Annotated in this window: 27 protein-coding genes and 1 tRNA gene; 19 read left to right on the forward strand and 9 right to left on the reverse strand. The window is 37.2% G+C overall.

Translation table 11 applies throughout. From position 1 onward, the window contains the following. Positions 1-203 precede the first annotated feature (203 nt). From AC4IFT_RS19545 to fabV, 5 genes are all read left to right on the forward strand, one after another. Positions 204-290 (forward strand) — tRNA-Leu (locus AC4IFT_RS19545). A gap of 207 nt (positions 291-497) precedes the next feature. Continuing rightward, positions 498-650 (forward strand): MbeCy, encoded by a 153-nt coding sequence (locus AC4IFT_RS19550; RefSeq protein ID WP_490736379.1) that lies wholly within the window; start codon positions 498-500, stop codon positions 648-650. A gap of 125 nt (positions 651-775) precedes the next feature. Continuing rightward, positions 776-1,363 (forward strand): hypothetical protein, encoded by a 588-nt coding sequence (locus AC4IFT_RS19555; protein ID WP_490736381.1) that lies wholly within the window; start codon positions 776-778, stop codon positions 1,361-1,363. A gap of 77 nt (positions 1,364-1,440) precedes the next feature. After that, positions 1,441-1,815, forward strand: a complete 375-nt coding sequence (locus tag AC4IFT_RS19560) for a DUF1090 family protein (RefSeq protein ID WP_490736382.1) — start codon at positions 1,441-1,443, stop codon at positions 1,813-1,815. A gap of 104 nt (positions 1,816-1,919) precedes the next feature. After that, positions 1,920-3,119, forward strand: a complete 1,200-nt coding sequence (gene fabV / locus AC4IFT_RS19565) for an enoyl-ACP reductase FabV (RefSeq protein ID WP_490752371.1) — start codon at positions 1,920-1,922, stop codon at positions 3,117-3,119. 74 nt (positions 3,120-3,193) lie between these two features. Here the strand turns inward: fabV and AC4IFT_RS19570 are convergent, their stop codons facing one another. Together AC4IFT_RS19570 and AC4IFT_RS19575 are read right to left on the reverse strand one after the other, a co-directional pair. Next, positions 3,194-3,703 (reverse strand): YcxB family protein, encoded by a 510-nt coding sequence (locus AC4IFT_RS19570; RefSeq protein ID WP_490736386.1) that lies wholly within the window; start codon positions 3,701-3,703, stop codon positions 3,194-3,196. Positions 3,704-3,844: 141 nt separating this feature from the next. Further along, the gene (locus tag AC4IFT_RS19575; protein ID WP_490736388.1) at positions 3,845-4,390 is read right to left on the reverse strand and encodes a toxin-antitoxin system YwqK family antitoxin; all 546 of its coding nucleotides are present in this window, start codon (positions 4,388-4,390) and stop codon (positions 3,845-3,847) included. A gap of 234 nt (positions 4,391-4,624) precedes the next feature. Between AC4IFT_RS19575 and AC4IFT_RS19580 the strand changes: the two genes are divergently transcribed. The 3 genes from AC4IFT_RS19580 (at position 4,625) to AC4IFT_RS19590 (ending at position 7,081) form a co-directional block, all read left to right on the forward strand. Further along, complete coding sequence (locus tag AC4IFT_RS19580; protein WP_490752373.1) at positions 4,625-5,830, forward strand: nicotinamide mononucleotide deamidase-related protein YfaY; 1,206 nt, start codon at positions 4,625-4,627, stop codon at positions 5,828-5,830. 25 nt (positions 5,831-5,855) lie between these two features. Beyond that, on the forward strand, positions 5,856-6,242 hold the full coding sequence (locus AC4IFT_RS19585) for a GFA family protein (RefSeq protein WP_490752375.1): 387 nt from the start codon (positions 5,856-5,858) through the stop codon (positions 6,240-6,242). Between the two features lie 62 nt (positions 6,243-6,304). After that, a complete protein-coding gene (locus tag AC4IFT_RS19590; RefSeq protein WP_490752378.1) occupies positions 6,305-7,081 on the forward strand; it encodes a nucleotidyltransferase domain-containing protein in 777 nt (258 codons plus the stop codon). A gap of 4 nt (positions 7,082-7,085) precedes the next feature. On the opposite strand, the gene AC4IFT_RS19595 is transcribed toward AC4IFT_RS19590, so the two are convergent. Both AC4IFT_RS19595 and AC4IFT_RS19600 read right to left on the reverse strand, forming a co-directional pair. Beyond that, positions 7,086-7,517 (reverse strand): DUF5339 family protein, encoded by a 432-nt coding sequence (locus AC4IFT_RS19595; protein ID WP_490752380.1) that lies wholly within the window; start codon positions 7,515-7,517, stop codon positions 7,086-7,088. Between the two features lie 130 nt (positions 7,518-7,647). Further along, positions 7,648-8,073 (reverse strand): universal stress protein, encoded by a 426-nt coding sequence (locus AC4IFT_RS19600; protein ID WP_490736397.1) that lies wholly within the window; start codon positions 8,071-8,073, stop codon positions 7,648-7,650. 319 nt (positions 8,074-8,392) lie between these two features. On the opposite strand from AC4IFT_RS19600, the gene AC4IFT_RS19605 reads away from it, so the two are divergent. After that, positions 8,393-8,599, forward strand: coding sequence for a ParD-like family protein (locus tag AC4IFT_RS19605; RefSeq protein WP_490752444.1), 207 nt, complete (start codon positions 8,393-8,395; stop codon positions 8,597-8,599). Beyond that, positions 8,592-9,362: a type I methionyl aminopeptidase gene (map, locus tag AC4IFT_RS19610; protein WP_490736399.1), complete on the forward strand. Its 771-nt coding sequence runs from the start codon at positions 8,592-8,594 to the stop codon at positions 9,360-9,362. Before AC4IFT_RS19605 ends, map begins: the two co-directional genes overlap by 8 nt. Before the next feature lie 83 nt (positions 9,363-9,445). Here map and AC4IFT_RS19615 read toward each other — a convergent pair whose 3' ends face one another. After that, the gene (locus tag AC4IFT_RS19615) at positions 9,446-9,877 is read right to left on the reverse strand and encodes a carboxymuconolactone decarboxylase family protein (RefSeq protein ID WP_490736401.1); all 432 of its coding nucleotides are present in this window, start codon (positions 9,875-9,877) and stop codon (positions 9,446-9,448) included. A 156-nt stretch (positions 9,878-10,033) separates the two neighbouring features. Between AC4IFT_RS19615 and pdxR the strand changes: the two genes are divergently transcribed. Together pdxR and AC4IFT_RS19625 are read left to right on the forward strand one after the other, a co-directional pair. Beyond that, complete coding sequence (gene pdxR, locus AC4IFT_RS19620) at positions 10,034-11,503, forward strand: MocR-like pyridoxine biosynthesis transcription factor PdxR (protein ID WP_490752383.1); 1,470 nt, start codon at positions 10,034-10,036, stop codon at positions 11,501-11,503. A gap of 319 nt (positions 11,504-11,822) precedes the next feature. Beyond that, the gene (locus tag AC4IFT_RS19625) at positions 11,823-13,106 is read left to right on the forward strand and encodes a dicarboxylate/amino acid:cation symporter (protein ID WP_490752385.1); all 1,284 of its coding nucleotides are present in this window, start codon (positions 11,823-11,825) and stop codon (positions 13,104-13,106) included. Positions 13,107-13,190: 84 nt separating this feature from the next. Here AC4IFT_RS19625 and AC4IFT_RS19630 read toward each other — a convergent pair whose 3' ends face one another. Further along, a complete protein-coding gene (locus tag AC4IFT_RS19630) occupies positions 13,191-14,078 on the reverse strand; it encodes a LysR substrate-binding domain-containing protein (protein ID WP_490736407.1) in 888 nt (295 codons plus the stop codon). 121 nt (positions 14,079-14,199) lie between these two features. Between AC4IFT_RS19630 and cuyB the strand changes: the two genes are divergently transcribed. The 6 genes from cuyB (at position 14,200) to AC4IFT_RS19660 (ending at position 18,932) form a co-directional block, all read left to right on the forward strand. Beyond that, complete coding sequence (gene cuyB, locus AC4IFT_RS19635; protein WP_490752388.1) at positions 14,200-14,943, forward strand: cysteate racemase; 744 nt, start codon at positions 14,200-14,202, stop codon at positions 14,941-14,943. A 278-nt stretch (positions 14,944-15,221) separates the two neighbouring features. After that, on the forward strand, positions 15,222-16,166 hold the full coding sequence (locus AC4IFT_RS19640) for an SPFH domain-containing protein (RefSeq protein ID WP_490736411.1): 945 nt from the start codon (positions 15,222-15,224) through the stop codon (positions 16,164-16,166). A gap of 177 nt (positions 16,167-16,343) precedes the next feature. Then, positions 16,344-16,829 carry a 2-thiouracil desulfurase family protein gene (locus AC4IFT_RS19645; RefSeq protein WP_490752394.1) on the forward strand — a complete coding sequence of 162 codons (486 nt, stop codon included), beginning with the start codon at positions 16,344-16,346 and terminating at the stop codon, positions 16,827-16,829. Positions 16,830-16,848: 19 nt separating this feature from the next. Beyond that, the gene (locus AC4IFT_RS19650) at positions 16,849-17,298 is read left to right on the forward strand and encodes a GNAT family N-acetyltransferase (protein WP_490736415.1); all 450 of its coding nucleotides are present in this window, start codon (positions 16,849-16,851) and stop codon (positions 17,296-17,298) included. A 79-nt stretch (positions 17,299-17,377) separates the two neighbouring features. Then, entirely contained in the window at positions 17,378-17,731 is a 354-nt protein-coding gene (locus AC4IFT_RS19655; protein ID WP_490736417.1) for an SH3 domain-containing protein, read from the forward strand. A gap of 394 nt (positions 17,732-18,125) precedes the next feature. Further along, entirely contained in the window at positions 18,126-18,932 is an 807-nt protein-coding gene (locus AC4IFT_RS19660; RefSeq protein WP_490736492.1) for a bestrophin-like domain, read from the forward strand. Positions 18,933-18,980: 48 nt separating this feature from the next. Here AC4IFT_RS19660 and ulaA read toward each other — a convergent pair whose 3' ends face one another. Genes ulaA through AC4IFT_RS19675 form a run of 3 tightly spaced genes read right to left on the reverse strand, consistent with a single transcriptional unit; the run spans position 18,981 to position 21,004 of the window. After that, positions 18,981-20,237 (reverse strand): PTS ascorbate transporter subunit IIC, encoded by a 1,257-nt coding sequence (ulaA, locus tag AC4IFT_RS19665; protein ID WP_272516241.1) that lies wholly within the window; start codon positions 20,235-20,237, stop codon positions 18,981-18,983. A gap of 11 nt (positions 20,238-20,248) precedes the next feature. Next, positions 20,249-20,536 (reverse strand): PTS sugar transporter subunit IIB, encoded by a 288-nt coding sequence (locus tag AC4IFT_RS19670; RefSeq protein ID WP_219248895.1) that lies wholly within the window; start codon positions 20,534-20,536, stop codon positions 20,249-20,251. A 21-nt stretch (positions 20,537-20,557) separates the two neighbouring features. Continuing rightward, positions 20,558-21,004, reverse strand: a complete 447-nt coding sequence (locus AC4IFT_RS19675; protein ID WP_490736418.1) for a PTS sugar transporter subunit IIA — start codon at positions 21,002-21,004, stop codon at positions 20,558-20,560. A 230-nt stretch (positions 21,005-21,234) separates the two neighbouring features. On the opposite strand from AC4IFT_RS19675, the gene AC4IFT_RS19680 reads away from it, so the two are divergent. Continuing rightward, positions 21,235-22,269, forward strand: coding sequence for a LacI family DNA-binding transcriptional regulator (locus AC4IFT_RS19680; protein WP_490736420.1), 1,035 nt, complete (start codon positions 21,235-21,237; stop codon positions 22,267-22,269). The last annotated feature ends 100 nt before the right edge of the window (positions 22,270-22,369 follow it).

Here is a 22,369-nt window from a genome sequence, read left to right on the forward strand (position 1 = left end):
AAATCGGTAGACACAAGGGATTTAAAATCCCTCGGCCTTTAGGCTGTGCGGGTTCAAGTCCCGCCCTGGGCACCATCTTGAAGTAAGTGAGTTTTTAGTTCACTTTATTTTGAGCAGTAAGGATCTTTATACGAGCGTCTACTCCAGTATATTGATTAACGGGTGAGCTAACTTATCCCTCTCGAAAGAGAAAATACAATTTGGCCCAGGTGGTGAAATCGGTAGACACAAGGGATTTAAAATCCCTCGGCCTTTAGGCTGTGCGGGTTCAAGTCCCGCCCTGGGCACCATCACTCTTAACATTGTTAAGTTTGACAATTAACCACCTTAAGGTGGTTTTTTTGTATCTATACTTTTCTTCGCTATTATTCAAACGATTGATTCCAAATAAAGTATTTTCTATGTAAATTAACACAAAAATCGTGTAAAAATCCGTAAGTCAGACCGTTCTGCCAGTTTTTTATGTCATTATTCAACTTTTAAGAGAAAGACTGGCTATGTCACATATGAAAACAGAAGTTGTGGTTGTGCGTTTAACAAAGCACGAGCGAGCGCTATTAGACGCAGTAAAAACAAAACCATTATTAGCAGATTGGCTAAAAGAAATTGCAATGGCTGAAGTGAAAGAACAAGAAAAAAAGGATAATTGAACACTAAAATAAGGTAATTACTGTTCAGTCAGGTCATTTAATTTGATAAAGACGATGTTGTTTTTGATTAATTACCCGTTTTTGATAGTATCAAATTAGATGACTTAATTGGGATGTGTTAAGTAATGATAAAAAGGATTTTAATTACCTTACTTGTTTTTGTATTAGCGGGTTGTAGTTCAAACAAACTGGAAGCGCCCTACGGGTTTAAGTGGGGGCAAACACCTGCTGATTTAAAGCGATTGAATTTAGTTGGGTTACAATGTACTGAATTTCAAGAAAGCGGTGCGTTGTGCTCAACACCAAATACGCCAACCGTCAAAGGGCGGATGTTTTTATTGATGTTTTCTCGAGAGGAAAATACTTTGATGTTGATTTCGGCTCAAGGAAAAGATAGTCGTGATCAAGGCGTCATCTTGGCTGAGTATGATGAAATTAATCAAAGGATGTATGAAAAATATGGCATTCCAAAGAAAACAATCGAACGGTATAAACGCGATTCTTTTTTCTTAGATAAAATATCTGATGATGAAACTACGCCATTTAAACGAGTATATGAGCATAATGGAATGCAAATAATGGTGGGGATCGTCAGTAATTCCCATTTTAAAAAGATTCATGACAAAAAAGATATTATTTACTCTGTCATGATTATTTATAATTTAATTCCAAATAAGCTGCAAGATACTGCTACGAAAAATAAAATTAAGTAAAAGCACTTAATTTGATTAAAAATGCGTAATTTTTTCATCATGTTATCTCTAAATCTTAACTAAGAAAATTCCCGTAGATGGAAAAAGGGAATGATGATGAACTCAATATCATCATTTTTATGACCACCGAGAAAAACATGAAAAAGACGCTGGTACTCGCACTATTGTTAACGATAATCCCACTATCGTCCCAAGCAGGGTCACATTATTCTAGTTGTGAAAAGAAAATCATAAAGTTAGAAAAGCAGCTACGCCATCTATCTCACCATGAAAATAGGCACAAAATTGCCAAAATAAAGCAAAAAATTCATGAAATCGAAGACAAATGTTATGACAGCCGTTCAGGGGCAACTCGTATTTATGATAACTATCCACGTGGAAAAACGAGTGAGTTAGAAAGGGAATTGGAATCCTTAAGACGTGTGATTGAAGCATTAAAGGACTTAAAATAGACAAAACTGGTCTGTTCACCATGTTTATTTTCCACCAGCCTTAAGTAAATGGAGAATATCAGGTATATTAGACGCTGATTGTTAGCTACCAAGAAAGAATGACTATGATTATCAAACCTAAAATTCGTGGTTTTATCTGCACTACAGCTCACCCAGCTGGCTGTGAAGCCAATGTTCGTGAGCAAATCGCCTATGTTAAATCTCGTGGCGAATTAAAAAATGGGCCTAAAAAGGTTCTGGTTATTGGTGCATCCACCGGTTACGGTCTAGCTTCTCGTATCAATGCTGCATTTGGCAGTGGTGCGGCAACTATCGGCGTATTTTTTGAAAAGCCGGGTAGTGAGGGCAAAACAGGTTCAGCCGGTTGGTATAACTCAGCTGGATTTGACAAGGCTGCCAAAGAAGAAGGCTTGTATGCAAAAAGCATTAATGGTGATGCCTTCTCTAATGAGTGCCGTCAAACAGTCATTGATTTAATTAAACAAGATTTGGGCCAAATCGACTTAGTCGTTTATTCACTGGCTTCTCCTGTGCGTAAAATGCCAGAAACGGGGGAACTCGTGCGTTCAGCGCTGAAACCGATAGGCGAGCCGTACAAGTCTGTTGCGTTAGACACTAACAAAGACGTATTGATTGAAGCGGTTGTTGAGCCTGCGAATGAGCAAGAAATTGCTGATACTGTCAAAGTGATGGGCGGCCAGGACTGGGAACTGTGGATGAATGCGTTAGATGAAGCTGGTGTTCTGGCTGATAATGCGCAGTCAGTGGCTTATTCCTATATCGGTACTGATTTAACGTGGCCAATCTATTGGCACGGTACTTTAGGTAAAGCTAAAGAAGATTTAGACCGCGCTGCGCAAGCAATTAACCAAAAGCTGCAAGCGAAAGGCGGCTCAGCCTACGTTGCAGTATTAAAATCAGTGGTTACGCAAGCGTCTTCAGCTATTCCTGTTATGCCATTATATATCTCTATCGTGTTTAAAATCATGAAAGAACAAGGCATTCACGAAGGTTGTATAGAACAAATTCAACGCTTATTCGCAACGAAACTGTTCAGCGGTACTGCACCAGATACCGATGAAAAACACCGTTTGCGTCTAGATGATTGGGAATTACGTGATAACGTTCAAAATACTTGTCGCGAAATTTGGGAAAAACTTAACGATAACAATATCAATGAGTTGACCGATTACCAAGGTTATAAAGCTGAATTCTTGCGTTTATTCGGTTTTGGCTTAAATGGCGTCGATTACGATGCAGATTTAAGTGGTGAAGTTAACTTTGAAGTGACTGAACTGGTTTAATAAACCATACATCATTCATTTTAGATATAAAGCCCGCACATAAATGCGGGTTTTTTTATTGACTAATCTAGCGGTCAGGCAATTTTACTTTTAACAAATAATATAAATTGTTGGCTTTCATTTTCTGATATAAAGCTACGTGCGGGGATGATGATGGCGTAGACCCTATCTAAAAACAAGTACAATAAATCACCATCTGTTTGAATAAACTTTACTGCGCTCCATTTTGTCGATGAAGAACCTTGGGCGCTGGTTTCGTGTATTCCTTCATCATCAAACTGATATTCACGTTCCAAAAACAAAAAACCGTCGTCATCGGGAATAGCTTTATTAAAGCTTTGTACCATTCGTAGAGCAAAGGTAATAAAGAGTAATACAGCCAACAAAAAAGAAATAAAAATTATTGGCAATGTCGCTTGAAAATACTTAAATGCAGAGGCACAGGCGACGATAAAAAAAAGTATAAAAAGAGTAAAGGGCAAGCTGCTGGTTTTCTTTTTCGAAAAATATTGGTTTTTAAAACAATAACGACTGAACCTAATGTAATCAGTTCGGTTAAGTGAAACCAAAATTGGATTTATCATAAATGGATATCTTAATTTTTTTATCAGGGAATGGGCGATATTGGGATAATAGCGGTAAGCGTATCGTGTGTAAATCTGCTAGGAAAGGAATCGGATTGATATTCAGAGGAATGTCCCCGAACAGCATTCGGGGATTGACAATTATTGGTCTAAATAAACCTCACCATCACGGAAATAACCTTTAGTCGCCACAACGCCATTCTCATCGTATTCAGTAATTTTGCCCACAAGCTCACCATTATTAAAGGTTCCTACAATATGGGGCTTATTAGTTGCGCTGTTGTGGTAAATTTTAAATGGACCTGATAATTTACCATTCGCTGCTGTCAGCTCAATATCAATACGTCCATCATCATGATATGTACGGACTAAGCCATCAACTTGACAATTTTTAAGGCTAATGTCAGATTCTATTTTACCATTTTTATAGTAACTCTTTAGGTATTTATCAAAGCAACCTTTACGGATCCACGTTTTTAATTCGGGTTTACCACTGTCATATTCCGTTTCAAATGCACCATCCGCAATTCCCTTTGGTGCCTTAGTCGACGGAAATTCAATTCCCTTAAGTTCTTCGAGTGAATCAAACTTTGAACTTGAACTGGATAACCCGCCAACTTGGCAGCCAGAAATAGCCAGTGCAAAAGAAAAAAATACGACAGATTTTAATTGGTTTATTTTAAACATATTAGCCTTATCTATTGCTGTGAAAAAATTAAATTATTCAATTGCCTATATGACTATAGACGTTTTATGAAGCATTATGGTGAGAATTTTCTTAAACAATTCATTTTCTATAACGACTATTAAATTGTATTTTTAATTATTCATTTTCTTTGAGTTAAAAATACTGATTTTAGTCGTCGAGGTAATAGGGTAATTTAGCGTTAGAATACTATTTTGTGATAAAGGAAGTTACGAATGTTAGTTGTAGAGATGCTAAGCACCGGTGATGAAGTTCTACATGGCCAAATCATTGATACCAATGCGGCATGGTTGGCAGATTGTTTTTTCCAACAAGGCCTCCCTTTAAGTACAAGAACGACTGTGGGCGATAATCTAGACAGCTTAGTTAATGCCTTTTTAGAACGTAGCCAGTATGCGGATGTTTTAATTGTGAATGGTGGACTTGGGCCAACCAGTGATGATCTCAGTGCATTAGCCGCTGCCAAAGCTGTTGGTGAACCATTGATTGAGCATACGCAGTGGATTGAAGTCATGGAGCGCTACTTTATCAGCCGTGGACGAGTGATGCCTGAAACGAACCGAAAACAAGCATTACTCCCTAAAAATGCAGAGCTAATTGATAATCCAGTTGGTACGGCTTGTGGGTTTTCGATAAAGCTTAACAACTGTTTGTTATTCTTTACCCCTGGCGTGCCGTCTGAGTTTAAAGTTATGGTTAATGACCAAATACTGCCACGATTGAGGGCGCAATTTACCTTACCTGAACCTCCTATTTGCTTACGTTTAACCAGTTTTGGACGTAGTGAAAGCAGTTTGGCAAAGCAATTTGACTCAATAGAGATGCCTAAGGGGTGTGTGTTAGGCTATCGCTCCTCAATGCCAATCATTGAATTAAAATTGACAGGGCCTGCTTCTCAAAAAGCGCTTATGGAGCAACAATGGCACAGCATTAAGCAAGGTGTTGGAGATAACTTAATTTTTGAAGGTACTGAAGGCTTTGCTAAGAAAATCAGCAAACAATTACAAGAAAGGCAATTAAAAGTCGCAGTGAGTGAACAGTTCAGTGCAGGGTTATTAAGTTGGACACTAAGTTCAGAAGGCGCTTTAAATAATATCAGCCATGTGGTTGGGAATGACTCAGAGCAAACACTCGCAACATTAATCGACCGTGCAAAAAATATCGCTAAAGACCAATTAGCGCCTCTAGGATTAGCGGTAGGGGAATTTGATGGTCAATTTTTAAATTTCGCATTATCAACCCCAGAAAAATGCTATGCGCAAAGAATACATTATTTACCGAATAATCATTCAAAGAAAGAAAAGCAAGAAGTCAGTGTGATGCTTATGTTAGATATGCTTTCCCGTTGGTTAAATGATCGAGAAGTTATCGGGTATTATGAATGGCTAGTGCAGACTGAGACGTTAATTTTAGAATTCTAGATCAGTGATTAAATTAAGGAGGTTTATGAAAACAACGCTTTCTGGCGGATGCCTTTGTGGAGATATTCGTTTTCAGGCAACATCACCTCGTAATATTCACTCGTGTTCATGTGATATTTGCCAAAAACATACTGGTGCACAAACGGCTGTATGGTTAGAGTTCGCGGCTGAAAATGTTGAGTGGATTGGAAAGGGTGGGAAACCTGCAATCTACCGGTCATCTGATTATTCGAGCCGAGCATTTTGCTCTAAGTGTGGTAGCTCATTGGGAGCTATTGATGATGAACCTACGGTTGCATTGTTAACTGGGGTGCTGGATGAGCCTTCTCAGTTAGCTTTGCAATTAGAATATCATTCATTCGTTGATTTAGCGCCAGCTTGGTGGTGCCACTTATTCAATTATGAGCAGTAATTGAATTTGCGCTTAGACGTGTTAAGGTCGTAAGAATTCCTGCAAACAGTAATGGTTAACTAATGGCTTTAGATACACATAGCTATATTCGTGTTCTTGAAGAACAGCCTTATCAATCAGAATTTCAGCAAGTAATAACGGCGTCAATCGATCGTCTTAGAACTTTGTTAAACAAGGATCTCCACAGTATTTATATTTATGGGAGCGTAGCGAAAGGGCAAGCAACCCCATACAAATCTGATCTTGACCTCTGTGTCATCGTTAATCAACCACTCAGTCAAACGGAAGCATTTCAACTAGTGCAACTGCAAGAGGCTTTGGCTTCGAACTACCAAGTGATTAGTAAGGTTGATTTTGATATTGGCACATATTCGGAGGTTATGGATGAGGCTAATTTATATAGCTGGGGCTATTGGATAAAACACCACTGTCGCTGTCTTTATGGTGATGACTTAAGTCGAAAATTTATGCTATTTATGCCTTCAAGGAAAATTGTGGATGCGATAAATGGTGATTTTGTCGATGTACTAAATGGTTATATTAATCAAATTAGCGCCTGCAATGATTTAACTAAGCGAAAACTTTTGCAAAGAGCGGCTGCTAGGAAGTTAATCCGTTCTACTGATCTTTTACGTAAAGAGGAAGACAAAGACTGGCCTGACAGTCTTGAGGATTATGTGCAAAAAATAGTACTGCGTTATCCAACACAAAAAAGGCAGTTACAGTATTTTTTAGATCAGGCTCTAGAACCTTTCGTGGATGACCTGCAATTTACCGTTAACCTAAAGGCGCAGATGAATTGGCTCTCTGAAGAACGGTATAATATAAAGAGATGCTAAATGGTTATTCTTCGTTAGATTGCATTGCTTCAATAATATAGTTAAAGCTTGATATTCCTTTTTTACAGGCTTTATCTTTTAAAAGTGAAGGCGTCTTATCAATAGTGCTTTTAAGTGCAGATAATTGGCTTGCATACATTTCAGCTCCAGTAATACTAGGATTGTTGCCTAGGTATTCCACCGCAGTATCCACTTTTTGGTAAAAATATTCACAAGGCTTATCACTCATCTCGATAGTCTGTAACTCTTTTATTGCATTAGGAATGAGTTGCTCAGAGTTTTGTTTAACAAGTTCTAGATATTCCCCTGATTGAACTTGCTCAATAAGAGTGGAAACTTTATTTTTCATATTGAAAAACATGACAATAGCGACAAGGAGAGCCACGACTAATACAATATTAATGGCGATACTAATTCCGAGAAAATACTTTTTCATTACATTCCTTGATTGAAAAATTGCTAGTAAAGCAGGGTAATGCAAGTCAACATTTTTGTAATTAGGATTAGCGTGAAAAATAAGGCAGCTCTAATCAGATAGCTGCCTTATTACTAATAGGAATGATAATTTAACGGACAGTTAAAACAGAGATTTTTGAGTTTTGAATGACCATCGCCGCAGTGGAACCCAAGAAATAAGTGGACATGCCAGGTCGCCTTGAGCCAATGACAATTAAATCGGCAGATATTTCTTCAGCAACACGTAAGATTTCATCTCTTGGTGTACCCATTAAAACTTGAGCGCTATGCTTATTTGTTGGGATATTAAATTCTTGGATGATTTCAGCAAGCTGCTTAGTCACATTTTCTTGCTCGCTATCTGCTTTTTCTGCAAAACCAAAACCCATCGTAGTGTAAAAAGGCACAGTCGGAATAATGGCTAAAAAATGAATATGCGCATTTTCATATTCAGCCAAATATTGGATATGCGACATAACAAGATGGGCTAAACTTTTCTCTGTAATATCAATAGGTACCAAGATTTTATTATACATGTTTTTCTCCAGCTTTCATTTAATGAGTCCATGCTGTAATCGAATTTAGAATTATAAGTAGATGCTAATTTGTATTCGCCTAACATGAGTATTAGGGGTGAAGATCAATAGGCGAACAAGGTTAAATTTTGCATATTGATAATAGCTGATTAACAATATAAATACTTTGACGGCGGATTCATCTTAAGAAAGTTAATGGAAAAACATCTGATATTTTTCATGCAGCTTGTGCTATTCAAATCGCCTTAGGTTTGCTTTCTGATAGCATTATTATATGATCCATAATAATTCATATATATTTCGTATTGTCGAGGGTGTTTTGGGGATCGTAAAAATTTCAGATGAACTGCATGATTATCTGCGTCATGCAAGTCAAGTGATGTCGCGTTCAATAAACTCACAAGCTGAGTTTTGGATAAAAATAGGCATGCAGGCTGAATTGAATCCGGATAAGACATTTACAATGTTAATCAACGAGATGCTAGAAAAAGAGCTATCTGAGGCAAAAGGAAAAGTTCATGACTAATATTACAATTAAAACAGCAGAAGAAATTGAACTGATGCGTGAGTCTGGAAGACTATTGGCCAATGTATTTAAAATGCTTGATTCAGTTATTGTGCCAGGTATGTCCACGATGGAAATAAACGACAAAGTTGAGCGTTATATTGTCGATGAATTACAGGCACGCCCTGCAAGCAAAGGGCAATATGGCTACCAGTATGTGCTAAATACCTCATTAAATGAAGTGGTTTGCCATGGCGTACCTAAAACAGATGAGATCTTGAAAAGCAAAGATATTATTAATGTTGATATTACATTAGAAAAAAATGGCTTTATTGCTGATTCAAGTAAAATGTATGTTATGCCCGATGCCTCTCCTCTCGCCCGTAAACTTGTTAAAGATACGTATGCGGCAATGTGGGAGGGGATCAAACAAGTTAAGCCTGGTGCAACGCTGGGAGATATAGGTTCAGCTATTCAGCATTATGCAGAATCAAAAGGTTACAGTGTAGTCCGTGAGTATTGTGGACATGGTATAGGCCGCGAAATGCATGAAGATCCACAAGTATTACACTATGGCGTTAAAGGTAAAGGTGCAGAGCTAAAAGAAGGAATGACTTTTACAATTGAACCTATGATCAACCAAGGTGGTATGAAAATTAAAACAAAAAAAGATGGCTGGACAGTTGTCACAAGGGATAAAAAATTATCAGCCCAGTCTGAACATACCATTTTAGTGACAAAAGAGGGCTATGAAGTACTGACTTTACGTGATGAAGAAAAATAGTTTTTATCAATTAATTTAAGAGTATTGAAATGAGTTTGCTTCCTATATTAGGGGCAAACTCATTTTTTTACAGTAAGTCTTAGCTATTGTCTTAATGCAATCGCAATGCGATTAAATGCACTCATTAAGCCAATAGCAATGGTTAAGTCAGAAATTTGTACATCACTAAAATGGCGATTCAGTTCATTAAACAAGCTATCTGGAGTACCACTTTCTGCAATATTAACTACCGCTTCAGTCCATGCTAATGCAGCACGTTCAGGATCGCTAAAATGGTGGCTTACTTGCCAGCCTGCTAGGGTATCAATTTTTTTATTGCTTACGCCGGAATTACGTAATGAACTCGCATGCATATCAAGGCAAAACGCACAGCCATTTATTTGTGAAACTCTTAAATAAACCAATTCAATCAGTTCGTTACCTAATCCACTTTTATTGAGGGCATTTTTACAATCAATTAGCCCTTTATAGGCTTCTGGAGATAATGTGTTATACGCTAATCTAAGTGCGCTCATGGTGTTTCCTCATATATTTATTCAGTAGATAAAATGCAAAGTACAGTAACAATGATTGTTATGGTTTAATTTTAAAGGTATCTTGGCCTAGGTAAAAGGGACAAGAATGACCAATTTTACTGGGACAAGTTTTAGGTGAGTACATTGGGAGATAATATGTTTTTAAAAATTGATACCAATATTAATACACCAATTTACCAGCAAATTTATCAGCGAATTCATGAGGGAATTAAAAATAGTCAACTAAAAGCTGGACAGCGTTTGCCCGCGGTAAGAGTATTAGCGAGTGAACTCAATGTTGCTCGAGGTACGATTGAATTAGCGTATCAGCTATTGGTTAGTGAAGGGCTACTCGAAACAAAAGGGGCTAAAGGAACCTTTATTTCCCAAACGATAAAAAACTTCCCAACAAATCGTTCTAAAGAATCCGAAGACTTGAATCTTGAAGAGAAAGGTTCTAATCAGGCAGCGCTGATAAATAATTGTCCAAAACAAAGTTCTAATGGTTATACGGTTTCCCCCTTTCAATTAGGTACTCCAGCGTTAGATGCGTTTCCTCATAAGTTATGGGCCAGAATTTCTGCAAGAATATTACGAGATAGCCATTTTGATTTGCTCAGTTACCCTGATGCCCAAGGATTAAGGCAGTTAAGGGAAGGTCTAGCGCGTTATTTAATGATATCGCGAGGAATTAACTGCTCCCCAGAACAAATATTCATCAGTTTTGGCCATCGTGCGAGTTTACAATTAATTGCTCAAAGCTTATTTGCAGTAGGAGATATCGGTTGGTTTGAGGAACCAGGCTACCATATAGCGCGTGATTTTTTACAGCAAATAGGGCTAAAGTTGATACCTGTAAGCGTGGATGGGCAAGGAATTAATGTTAAACAGGGAGTAAAAGTCGCACCAGAAGCTAAATTTGCGCTCGTTACACCAACACACCAAAGTCCAACAAACGTCACATTAACTTTAGAACGCAGGCTAGCATTGCTTGAGTGGGCAAACCAACAAGGCAGTTGGATTATTGAAGATGACTATGATGGTGAGTTCCATTATCAAGGTCGTCCATTACCCGCACTAAAAAGTCTGGATAGCGAAGAACGTGTCATTTACTGTGGGACGTTTAGCAAAGTATTGTATCCTGCATTACGTTTATCTTATATTGTTGTTCCTTCCACCTATCGTGATCATTTCAATTCCACTGCAATGATAATGGGAAATCAATGCCCAAGTTGGCAGCAGGAGATTACGAACGTTTTTATTCAAGAAGGGCATTTTTCCCGACATTTGCGTAAAATGCGCCACCTCTATCGGCAAAGAAGAACATTTTTAATAGAGGCGATAAAAATAAAATTGCATGATGTTTTTGAAGTGGAATTACATGCTGGTGGCATGCATATTATTGTAAAAATTATCAATGGAATATCGGCAACTCAATTTTCCCAATTAGCCACATATCATGGATTAAAAGTTGAAGCTTTAGATGATTGGTTGATAAATAAAAAAGAAAGTGCTTTTTTATTATTGGCTTTTACCAATATAAAAGATATGCAGGAAGCTTTGATGTTATGCCATAAATTAAATGAAATTAGCCATAGTTTATTATCATGTGAAGAGTTTAAATAAAGAAAATCAGATTTATTTTGATCTGATTTATTTGACTTAAGCTACGGGTTTGAGCGATTTTTTATTATTGAATTTAAATAATAAATTTAATTTTAAGCTCAATAGTTAAATTTTTATAATTTATTTTCTTTTTTTATTTATTTTAAATCAATATGTTGGGGTTAAATTGTTTGTTATGCAATTTTTGCATAAGATTAAGTCCATTTGCATTTCTCTTTAAGTTAAAAAAATGTAACTATCCAAATCAGGCTCAAGAGTCGCATCCGATAAAAGGTTATAGCTCCAACTATAATTTTACATAAATAAAATAGGGGTACGAATGAATAGACATAAACTCATGAAACAAATTATGATAGCGATTGTGCTTGGTATTGTACTAGGCTGGGCGTGTCATAATTATGCGGCATCAGTGGAAGAAGCAAAAGATATTGCATCTTATCTAAATATTATTACTGATGTATTTTTACGATTAATAAAGATGATTATTGCACCACTTGTATTTGCTACAATTGTTTCTGGTATTGTTTCCATGGGAGGTTCATCTTCTGTTGGAAGTATTACTATTAAAGCCATGGTATGGTTTATTTCAGCAGCAGTTATTTCATTATTAATTGGCATGGTTTTTGTTAATGTATTCCAATTAGGGGTGGGGTTAAATTTAACGGTTCCTGCCGTTGCGGTTGATAGTGGGCTAAATACTTCTGGCTTTACATTAAAAGCATTTATTACCCATATTTTCCCAAAAAGTTTTGCTGAAGCGATGGCAAACAACGAAATTTTACAAATATTAGTGTTCTCTATCTTTTTCGGCTCGGGACTTGCGTTTATCTGCAAAGATAAAAAAAGCCCAATTGTGACATTAATTGAAGATTTATCACGCATCATGTTCCGTATTACAGACTATGTAATGAGCTTTGCACCCATTGCGGTATTTGCTGCAATTGCATCTGCGGTCACAGTTGAAGGCCTCGGTTTATTATACGACTATGGAAAATTAATTGGTCTTTTCTATGTTGCGTTAGCTGTATTATGGGGTGTGCTGTTCTTTGCAGGTTACGTATTCTTAGGTAAATCTGTATTTAGCTTAGGGAAATTAATTCGTGAACCTGTTGCGTTAGCTTTTGCTACCGCAAGTAGTGAGTCCGCTTATCCAAAAACAATGGAAGCATTGAACCAATACGGTGTTCCTAAAAAAGTCACCAGTTTTGTTTTACCGCTGGGCTATTCTTTTAACTTAGATGGTTCAATGATGTACCAGTCATTTGCAGTGTTATTTATTGCCAATGCGTACGGTATTGATTTGAGCATTACTGAGCAAATTCTTATTTTATTAACACTGATGGTAACAAGTAAGGGAATGGCGGGTGTTGCTCGAGCTTCTATTGTGGTCGTTGCGGCAACACTACCCATGTTTAGCTTGCCAGAAGCTGGAATACTGTTGTTGCTGGCAATTGACCAATTCCTTGATATGGGAAGAACTGCAACAAATGTTGTTGGTAACAGCATTTCTACGGCAGTTATTTCCAAGTTAGAAGAAAGAAAGGGCGGTTTAAAAGAAGATTTAGATGTGATACTTGATGAAAAAGTGACATCAACACCATAGAATTTAAGGTTGTTTAGTAATTGAAACCCTTCTGAGTTGGTTAACTTTAGAAGGGTTTTGTTTATTCAGATTAATAGCAAAATATTATTTACTTGTTTGTTTGCGCATAAACTGCCAAAAACGTTCAGATGAAATATTGAGTCTTGCTTCTGTTCGATAGATATAAACCCCCATCGTGATGGAAAGCGTGCTATCTAGGATAGCGAGTTCACTTCTCTCAAGTTCATTTTTAATTGAAAAATCTGGCAACCAACCCACACCACTTCCATTGAGCACCATACGTTTTAGGACGTCACTCATTGATGAGACAAATGATAATTCAAAAGGCAAATCGGAAGATTTGTCCATTAGCTGGTTGACTTGCCTCCCCATATAACTTTCATCGGTGTATTTCATTAAAGGTAGTGTTGTACCATCTAATGCAAAAATAGGTTTCTTGTTTTTATCGCACAGTGAAACAAGATGTAAACGGCTTTCAAGAATTTTTGCATGTAGAAATGGTGAGGACATTAATTCTTCATTATAGAAGGATAAAATAAAATCACTTTGTCCTTCTTTTAGTTTATGAACGGCTTCATCAACATTGATTGACTCGACAAAGAAAATTTTATCAATATTTTGTGAGAACTGGGAAATGAAATCTGGAAGAAGAAAAACAGAAAGTGAATGTGCTGCTGAGATATTAATTTTCTGTTTATCGTTATCGATACCTTTAATTCTGTTTATTTGAAAATAGACATCATCAAGTAAGTTTCTAGCATAAACAATAAAACTTTTCCCTTGAGGTGTGAGCTGCAATGGATTGGTGTTTCTATCAAATATTTCAAATCCAACGGAGGATTCGATAGATTGAATTCTGCGACTAAAAGATGATTGAGATATATTTCTTTTTTCTGCTGCTAAAGTAAAACTGCGGCATTCTTCTAGAACAACAATATCGTGCAACCATTTAATTTCGAGATTACTTATCATTGTATCCTCTTATGATTATAGTTATTTATTTCCTATGCAAATTTAGCATAACTTATAGAAACTCTGCAATTACGAAAGGAGAGCATTATGCGATTATATTATTAATTTGATGGGAGGGGTTATGAAAAAAATATTAGGTATGTTAGGGGGAATGGGACCAGGTGCAACAGCAGATGCATTTTCTAAATTAATCAATAATACTAAAGCATCTAAAGATCAGGAGCACATACCTGTCATTATTGTCTCTATTCCTGATATTCCAGATAGAACGGAAAATATTATTTATGATGGGCCATCACCATTACCTGCGATGATAGATTCATTAAAAATACTTGAGGGTGCAGGGGCTTCTTGTATTGTTATGCCTTGTAATACAGCACATTATTGGTATAAGGAGCTAATGAAGGAAGTGAAAATTCCTTTTATTAGTATCATTGATGCAACATGTAAAAGTATTATTAATAATAAAATTAAAAAAGTGGCTTTATTGGCAACAACAGCAACCATACGTACGAAATTATATCAAGATAAACTCAGCTTTAATAATGTTGAATGTATTGTCCCTGATGAGGTAAATCAATATAAAATAATGCAAAGTATTATTGCTTACAAAGCAGGTGATCTTGATAAAGCAAAAGAGTTAATTTTCCCCTATATTAATATGCTAAAGTCTGATGGTGTCGATAAATTTGTGATGGGATGCACGGAGATACCATTAATTTTAGAAGAATTAGTTGAAAAATCACCGGATGAATTTATCGATGCCACTGAGGCTTTAATCAAAGAGGCTATAGATTGGTATAATCTTAGAGATGAACAGTTTGAGCAGGAAGTGACTAGTGGGAGTTGTCACAAGTTAGTTTAATCTTTTTATAGCCAGCATCAGGGTGTATTTTAAATATAATTATTAGTTTAATATAAAAATAGTAGGCCAGTATTATTTCAGGTATTTAATGTTTTTTTATTTATGAATGGACGAATAAACTGAAGACCTATATAACAAACAAATTTGGGTTGTAAAATAAACGCTTTTTCTTAATTTATTTGGCAGTTTAGGAGTTTTGTAACTTGTAGTTAGCGGGGGAGTAGCGACAATAGACGTTTTATTATAATTATTAGTTATTGTCAGATAGGGATCTACTCATGCAATTTAAATCGATGGTTAAATTGGTTATTGGTGCAGCAGTGCTGCTTGTTCTTGGGCTTGTTGGGATTAACTCATATACCATTGTTCAAGATGGGTCTGTAAAAGTTGGTACATTTTTAGGGAAAGTTGATCCGGTGGCATATGATGCCGGGCTGCACTTTCCTATTAACCCATTTACTAACTTCGACACATACTCAACAAAAGATATTCGTGTTTCATTAAAGGAACTTAGGGTTCCTTCACAGGATAAACTGAAATCAATTGTTGATATTACTGTTATGCTGCAATTTGATGGTGCAAAAGCGCCCGTATTACGTATTAATGGTGGTACTGAAAGTGAGGCGTTGGATAAATATGTGCGCCAAAAACTGATCTCAACAATTTTAGAATTTGGTAAAGACGTGGCAAATGCCCAAGATCTTTATACCGCAGATACACAGAGGAAATTACAAGATTCCATTCGAGATGCAATTCAAGGTTATGCATCGCCATATGGTTACACGATTAAAGAAATTATGATCCAAGATATTACCTTACCAGAGGTGGTTCAGGAACAAGTGGTTAATACTAAAATGCGCCAAGAGCAAATTAACCAAGCAAAAGCTGAAGCAGAAAAAGAACGTGAATTAGCGCAGAAGAAAGTTGTCATTGCAGAAGCAGAACGTGAGTCGGCGGAGCAACAAGCGATTGCTAGAGAGCGTAATGCGCAGGCAAATGCATTTGCAATGCGCCAAGAGGCGGATGCAAAATTATATGCAGCACAAAAAGAATCAGAGTCTAATGCAATATTACAGCGCACAATTACCCGTGAAATGATCAATTGGAAACAGTTAGAGATTGAACAGATTAAAGCGCACAAATATAAAGGCGAAGTGCCTAATATTGTTGTTGGTGCTGATTACGACGGCAAAATGATTATGGATATGCGCAGTAGTCAATAATTTAGTCTGAATATTTTTTTTAACTAAGACCAGCTTTATGCAAAGTAGAGCTGGTTTTTTTATAAGTAAAATAAGCATTACTGGCGCGAAGAGAGTGGATTAAATGAAGTTTAATAGCCGCTATGGTGATATTAAATGCAAAAATTCTGAGATGAAAGAGAGAAGGATGAGGCCAAAGTGATAGCAGTAAGCTCATGTTTATTAGGGTTTTGTGTAAGGTATGATGGTCAGCATCAACTCTACACCCCCTTAAAAGAACTCTATGAAGCAGGTAAGGTGGTCAGCATCTGCCCTGAAGTTTTTGGCGGGCTACCAACCCCCAGAGCACCCGCAGAAATAGTCGGTGGCAATGGCGAAGATGTCTTATTAGGACAAGCTAAGATTATAGATAGCCAATGCATTGATGTTACACAGGCTTTTGTTCGAGGTGCGGAAATAGCACTCAAAAAAGTGCAAGATTTAAATATCAGTCTTGTTGTTCTTAAGGCCAATAGCCCATCTTGTGGAAGCCAACAAATTTATAGCGGTGAGTTCAATGGTTCACTAAAAGCAGGCATGGGAGTTTGTGCTGCACTATTTAAACAAAATAATATTCAAATTTTGGATGAAAACTCGCCAAATTTAATTTCAGTGGTTAACGCATCACTTGATAATGCAACGTAACAATAGCGTTAGGTAATTTATGATACAAATCCGTGCTGTCGATAAATTCAATTTTTGGGATGTTGGGGAATTAACCTCTAATAAGGATGGTATTGCTACTGTTTTAGAGGAGTACGTATGTTGCAATGCATTTTCAATTGCTGAATCTCATTTTTATCCTGAGTATAAACCGCATGCGCTTTATCAGGGAGAGATCTTGATAGGCTTTTTTATGTATAAAATATTAGAGGATAAACCACAAGAAGCTTTTATTTGCCGCTTTATGTTAGATCATAAATTTATAGGACAAGGGTTGGGTAATCAATCTTTCTTTGCGATTATCAAGTACCTCAAAGGGAGTGGGGTAAATAGAATTTCTTTGGGCTTAGATGATGAAAATAATATTGCAAAAAAAGTTTATATGAATCATGGTTTTAAATTTACCAATAAAATTTTGGATGGTGAGCATATTTATGCTATAGAGTTTTAATGTGTCAATTTGATCCTTTATAAAATTGGCTATAGTCTTCTACTATGATAATTAAAGACAAAAAACTCTGGGTAACGTAATGAAAAAACAGTTTATTGTGATTAGGAGCCATACATCGGAGTATCCTAACCCTATCCATTTTTCAGCGGGAGACCCGCTGGTGGTCGGCGAAAAATATGTAGGAGATGAAGGTTGGGACAATTGGTACTTTTGTTCATGTAATGGTTTAAGTGGCTGGGTTCCTAAACAATTAATCGAGTTAACTGGCGTAACTACGGGAATTGCTAAAGAAAGCTACAGCGCATTGGAACTGAATGTGGAGCCTCAGGAAAAGGTTATTGGATATCAAAAAACCAATGGATGGGTTTGGTGTGAAAAATTAGATTCACAAGAGCAAGGTTGGCTCCCTGAATTAAATCTACAAGAAATCTAGAGAATAAGCTCTCTTTTATAAAGCTGGGGCAAAATTTCTCTGGAAGTATCATGATTGAATTAATGGCCCTTATTTGAACGAGTTTTAGGCTTTTTTATCCGTTGGTCGCCAACTATTATTCCCAGCTCAATAAAAGGTGTACTTTTTTCATCTAAAAAAATCAATATGATCATATAGGCACTATATATCTCGCTTTCTTTTTAACTTTAAGTCAAATTAATGTCTTTTAATGCTAAACAAAAAGCAAGCCACACTGAAAATTACACATTTTAAGTCATTACTGGATAATGATTTAGTGATCTTATCTAAATATCCTATTTTAGAGTTTCCTTGCTAGATAGTTATCTCGTAATCGTGGTATATCATCAGGAAATAAATCTGATGAGTTTAAATGATGTTTAATATCTCTGAGTTGATTAATGATTCGCCAATAGATTCGATTCTTTTATTTGTGATCACTTTTGTTTTATTAATTTTATCTGCTTATATTGGTAAATATATTTTTAAGCGTAAGTCGGCTCATGAAGAAGTTGCAGATGATGAAGCTAAAATTATCCTGGGGGCAATTTTATCTCTGCTAGGTTTACTGATTGGCTTTGTGCTCTCTATTTCTATTAATGGCTATAATAACCGCCAACAAACAGAAGAAAATGAAGCGATTGCAATTGGAACGGCATACCAACGCGCACAATTGTTAAATGCAGATGATAGAAATAAAGCCTCTCACCTTTTGCAGCAATATTTAGAAGCACGTATTGAGTTCTTCAAATCAGGGATCAGTGATGAAAATAGTCAATGGCGGATGGTTTCTCTGGAGAAACAAAACCAGCTTTGGGAAATCGCTGTCAAAGAAGCAAATCAATCGCCAAACCCAGTTGTTGCCTCGGTACTTACTGCATTTAGCGATCTTTATCTTTCCCAACAAAAAACAATGGCAAGTTGGCGGCATCAAATTCCCAATGCGACTTGGTTTCTCCTCATCTTTTTTGCTATCTGTTCGAACGTGCTTATTGGCTATAACATTCGAGGTACTAAAGGGAAAAATTGGCTGATCCTCATTCTACCCTCATTAACTACGTTGGCATTATTTATGATTGCAGAAATTGATGTGCCGGGAGAGGGGATGATCCATGTCGTTCCTGACGACTTAGTATTATTGCAGGAATTCTTATTTAAGGATGGTGCATGGCTGGGAAAGTAGAATAAAAGTAAGACTCCCCAAGTAAAATAGCTTGGGGAGTTTACTAGATTAGCGAACGATAATACCTAATAAAATTCCGATGGCACCAAAGTCAGCATCACTAAATGTGGTGTTTGCGATACCAATATCCCCAAGAACAGGTAATAAGAATACAGGTAAGAAGGTGATTAATAAGCCTTGCGCAAATGCACCTAAAATAGCGCCGCGGCGGCCGCCTGTTGCGTTACCGAATACCCCAGCAGCAGCGCCCACAAAGAAGTGTGGTACCACACCTGGGATAATCACGGTCATATTTAAGGCATACAATAAGAACATGCCGATGACACCCGCAGCGAAGCTACTTAAGAAACCGACTAATACCGCATTTGGGGCATAAGGGAATACCACTGGGCAGTCTAAAGCAGGTTTTGCATTTGGTACGAGTTTGTCTGAGATCCCTTTAAAGGCAGGGACAATTTCAGCAATAACCATACGCACACCTTGCAGGATAATGTATACCCCAGCAGCGAACGTAATAGATTGCATTAATGAGAACATAAACCAGTTTTTGCCACCACTCACTTCACGTACAAAATCACCGCCCGCAAATAAGCAAGTAATGATAAAGATAATGAACATGGTGAACGAAATAGCCACTGGTGTATCACGCAGGAATAGCAAGCTTTTTGGCACATTCATGTCTTCAGTCGAATGTTCTTTATTACCAAATTTGCTACCAATAAACCCAGCTAAAACATAAGAGATGGTTGAAAAGTGGCCAATGGCAACATCATCAGAACCAGTAACCTTTTTCATATATGGGTGTGCTATGGCAGGGAAAAACACCATACAGAAGCCCACAATTAAAGAACCAACAGTAACCAACATAGTGCCTTCCATTCCAGCAGTTGCTAGAATAACGGCAATCATCATAGACATAAATAATGTGTGATGACCCGTTAGGAAGATAAATTTCCATGGTGTTAAGCGAGCAATCAAGATATTGATTAACATCGCAAAGAACATGATCATGGCCATTTCACGACCAAAGCTTTTTTGTGCGATAGACACAATTGCTTCGTTATTTGGTACTACGCCGTTGATGCCAAAAGCATGTTGGAAGATGGCTGAGAAGTCACCTAATGAGCTCACCACTAAGCCTGCACCTGCACCTAGAATGACAAAACCCATGATGGTTTTAATGGTGCCTTTAATGCATTCGGTGACTGGTTTTTTTTGTGCGATCAGACCGATAAGGGCGATAAGACCGACTAAAATAGCAGGTTCAGATAAAACATCCTGCATCAGAAAACGAAAGAATGACATAGTGCCTCCGCTTACATCGCACCAAGTTTTTGTAATGCAACGGTGAGGCGCTCTTTCATGGCAACTTTATCAATCATGTTTTCCAGCGCGACGATTTCACCACCCACTTGTTGAGCAACTAGCTGCTCAGCAATATCACTTGTGCCAACAAAAATATCACTGACAGTGCCTTTCGCTGAACCTAAATCCACATGGTCAACTTCAGCGCTGACTTGCATGTCTTTTAAAATATTTTTGATGCTCATTTCCATCATTAAACTGGTGCCTAAACCATTTCCACAAACAACGGTGATTTTCATAATGTTTACCTTAATATTAAATTATTCGTATTTAGCGATGATTTTAAGAATGTCATCGACGTTTTCTGATTGCATGATGCTGTCAATATCTTCTTGATTATCAAATAGCTCAGCAAGTTTTGCGATAGCGCCGATGTGGCTATTGCTATCTGTCGCAGCAAGGACGATAAGTAATTTGATAGGGTCATTGCCTTCTGAGCCAAATTCTACGCCTTGCTTAATCACGGTTAAGCCAAGGGATAGCTGATTTACGCCATCTTCAGGACGAGCATGAGGCATGGCAATACCTGGGCCTAATACATAATATGGACCAATTTTTTCGTGTGATTTGATGATCGCATCGATATATTGCGGTTCGATTAACTTATTATTAATTAATGGTTTACAGGCGATTTTTATCGCATCTTGCCAATCTGCGGCACTTTCGACGACCTGAATAACATTCGAGGTCAGTAAAGTCGTAAGCATTGGGTTGCTCCTGGTTGATTAAATTTTTATCTTTTTAATGGTTGAGTGAATAGTAGTGATCTATGGTAGCGCTATCTAGCTGATTTGTTCATTTTCGTGATAGCGCTATCATTTTGAATAAATATTGCGAACAAAGGCTAAATGAATAGACTTGTAAGCTGATTAACAAATTCAACCTGTGCTAAGTTAATGCTGTTGAATAATAAGTTTAGGCTAAATAAAAGTATTACATGCAAAAAACACGAAAAAGAAAAAATACTGGGCGGGTGACGTTACAGGATGTGGCTAAATACGCAGGCGTTGGCTCAATGACGGTGTCCCGTGCTTTGCGAACGCCAGAATTAGTCTCAGACAACCTGCGTGAAAAGATTAACGCAGCCGTTGAGGAGCTTGGTTATATCCCTAATTCCGCCGCGGGGATTTTAGCATCTGGGCAAAGCCGAATTGTTGCGGTGTTAATTCCTTCTTTGCGTGATAATGCGAGTTCAGTTTTTTTGCAAGCATTACAAGAAGTATTGAACAAAAATAATTATCAAGTGGTTATTGGTAGCCATGATTATCAGCAGAAAAAAGAATCAGAAGTTTTATCGACGTTATTACAAAGTAACCCTGCGGCGCTGATTATATTTGGAGCGGTTAATTCACAAAGCATTTTTAATTATCTTAAAAATTTGGATATTCCAGTTATTAACGTAGCAGGGGAATCCAACCATCCTATTACTTTAAATATTAAAAGTAACATTGGTGAAGCAGTTAATTTTTTAACCCATTTTTTATTGCAAAAAGGATACAAAAAAATAGGTTATATTGGTGCCCAAATGGACAGCAAAATGCAAAGCCAGCAACTGAGTGGTTGGAATAAAGCTATGTTGGCTTATAACCAGAGTGCTGACCAAAGCATCACAACACCGTATGTTGCTACAATGGATTTTGGTCGTCAGGCGATTAGTGAAATGTTAACGCGACAGCCAGAACTTGAAGCCGTTATTTGCAGCCATGAAATGATAGCACTTGGCGTACTTTTTGAGTGTCAACGGCGTTTAATTAAAGTGCCGAAAATGCTTGCGCTCGCTTGTGTAGAAGGTTCATCAAATTGCGATCATATTCAGCCGTCCCTGACCTCTGTTCGTATTGATTACAGTAAAATGGCACGAGAAACCGCTAAAAAGCTACAGAAATGGTTAGCCGAGCCTGATACTGATTTTTCAGAGACTCAAGAAGAGATCATTTTTCCCTACAAGTTTGAAGCCAGACAAAGTGCATAAAATATAGCTCGTTGGTTTAAGTTCACGTTTTAGCGTGTAATTAAATATCTGACGGATAAAAAATCGGGAGGTAAGTCAATGTTTGATGAAAATCAGGATT

The organism is Providencia sp. UF-183 (genome assembly GCF_058246155.1).

What these genes read in the sequence shown, in the direction of transcription:
- AC4IFT_RS19550 (WP_490736379.1), top strand. Translation starts at nt 498, where the DNA reads ATGTCACATATGAAAACAGAAGTTGTGGTTGTGCGTTTAACAAAGCAC.
- AC4IFT_RS19555 (WP_490736381.1), top strand. Translation starts at nt 776, where the DNA reads ATGATAAAAAGGATTTTAATTACCTTACTTGTTTTTGTATTAGCGGGT.
- AC4IFT_RS19560 (WP_490736382.1), top strand. Translation starts at nt 1,441, where the DNA reads ATGGAAAAAGGGAATGATGATGAACTCAATATCATCATTTTTATGACC.
- fabV (WP_490752371.1), top strand. Translation starts at nt 1,920, where the DNA reads ATGATTATCAAACCTAAAATTCGTGGTTTTATCTGCACTACAGCTCAC.
- AC4IFT_RS19570 (WP_490736386.1), bottom strand. Translation starts at nt 3,703, where the DNA reads ATGATAAATCCAATTTTGGTTTCACTTAACCGAACTGATTACATTAGG.
- AC4IFT_RS19575 (WP_490736388.1), bottom strand. Translation starts at nt 4,390, where the DNA reads ATGTTTAAAATAAACCAATTAAAATCTGTCGTATTTTTTTCTTTTGCA.
- AC4IFT_RS19580 (WP_490752373.1), top strand. Translation starts at nt 4,625, where the DNA reads ATGTTAGTTGTAGAGATGCTAAGCACCGGTGATGAAGTTCTACATGGC.
- AC4IFT_RS19585 (WP_490752375.1), top strand. Translation starts at nt 5,856, where the DNA reads ATGAAAACAACGCTTTCTGGCGGATGCCTTTGTGGAGATATTCGTTTT.
- AC4IFT_RS19590 (WP_490752378.1), top strand. Translation starts at nt 6,305, where the DNA reads ATGGCTTTAGATACACATAGCTATATTCGTGTTCTTGAAGAACAGCCT.
- AC4IFT_RS19595 (WP_490752380.1), bottom strand. Translation starts at nt 7,517, where the DNA reads ATGAAAAAGTATTTTCTCGGAATTAGTATCGCCATTAATATTGTATTA.
- AC4IFT_RS19600 (WP_490736397.1), bottom strand. Translation starts at nt 8,073, where the DNA reads ATGTATAATAAAATCTTGGTACCTATTGATATTACAGAGAAAAGTTTA.
- map (WP_490736399.1), top strand. Translation starts at nt 8,592, where the DNA reads ATGACTAATATTACAATTAAAACAGCAGAAGAAATTGAACTGATGCGT.
- AC4IFT_RS19615 (WP_490736401.1), bottom strand. Translation starts at nt 9,877, where the DNA reads ATGAGCGCACTTAGATTAGCGTATAACACATTATCTCCAGAAGCCTAT.
- pdxR (WP_490752383.1), top strand. Translation starts at nt 10,034, where the DNA reads ATGTTTTTAAAAATTGATACCAATATTAATACACCAATTTACCAGCAA.
- AC4IFT_RS19625 (WP_490752385.1), top strand. Translation starts at nt 11,823, where the DNA reads ATGAATAGACATAAACTCATGAAACAAATTATGATAGCGATTGTGCTT.
- AC4IFT_RS19630 (WP_490736407.1), bottom strand. Translation starts at nt 14,078, where the DNA reads ATGATAAGTAATCTCGAAATTAAATGGTTGCACGATATTGTTGTTCTA.
- cuyB (WP_490752388.1), top strand. Translation starts at nt 14,200, where the DNA reads ATGAAAAAAATATTAGGTATGTTAGGGGGAATGGGACCAGGTGCAACA.
- AC4IFT_RS19640 (WP_490736411.1), top strand. Translation starts at nt 15,222, where the DNA reads ATGCAATTTAAATCGATGGTTAAATTGGTTATTGGTGCAGCAGTGCTG.
- AC4IFT_RS19650 (WP_490736415.1), top strand. Translation starts at nt 16,849, where the DNA reads ATGATACAAATCCGTGCTGTCGATAAATTCAATTTTTGGGATGTTGGG.
- AC4IFT_RS19655 (WP_490736417.1), top strand. Translation starts at nt 17,378, where the DNA reads ATGAAAAAACAGTTTATTGTGATTAGGAGCCATACATCGGAGTATCCT.
- AC4IFT_RS19660 (WP_490736492.1), top strand. Translation starts at nt 18,126, where the DNA reads ATGTTTAATATCTCTGAGTTGATTAATGATTCGCCAATAGATTCGATT.
- ulaA (WP_272516241.1), bottom strand. Translation starts at nt 20,237, where the DNA reads ATGTCATTCTTTCGTTTTCTGATGCAGGATGTTTTATCTGAACCTGCT.
- AC4IFT_RS19670 (WP_219248895.1), bottom strand. Translation starts at nt 20,536, where the DNA reads ATGAAAATCACCGTTGTTTGTGGAAATGGTTTAGGCACCAGTTTAATG.
- AC4IFT_RS19675 (WP_490736418.1), bottom strand. Translation starts at nt 21,004, where the DNA reads ATGCTTACGACTTTACTGACCTCGAATGTTATTCAGGTCGTCGAAAGT.
- AC4IFT_RS19680 (WP_490736420.1), top strand. Translation starts at nt 21,235, where the DNA reads ATGCAAAAAACACGAAAAAGAAAAAATACTGGGCGGGTGACGTTACAG.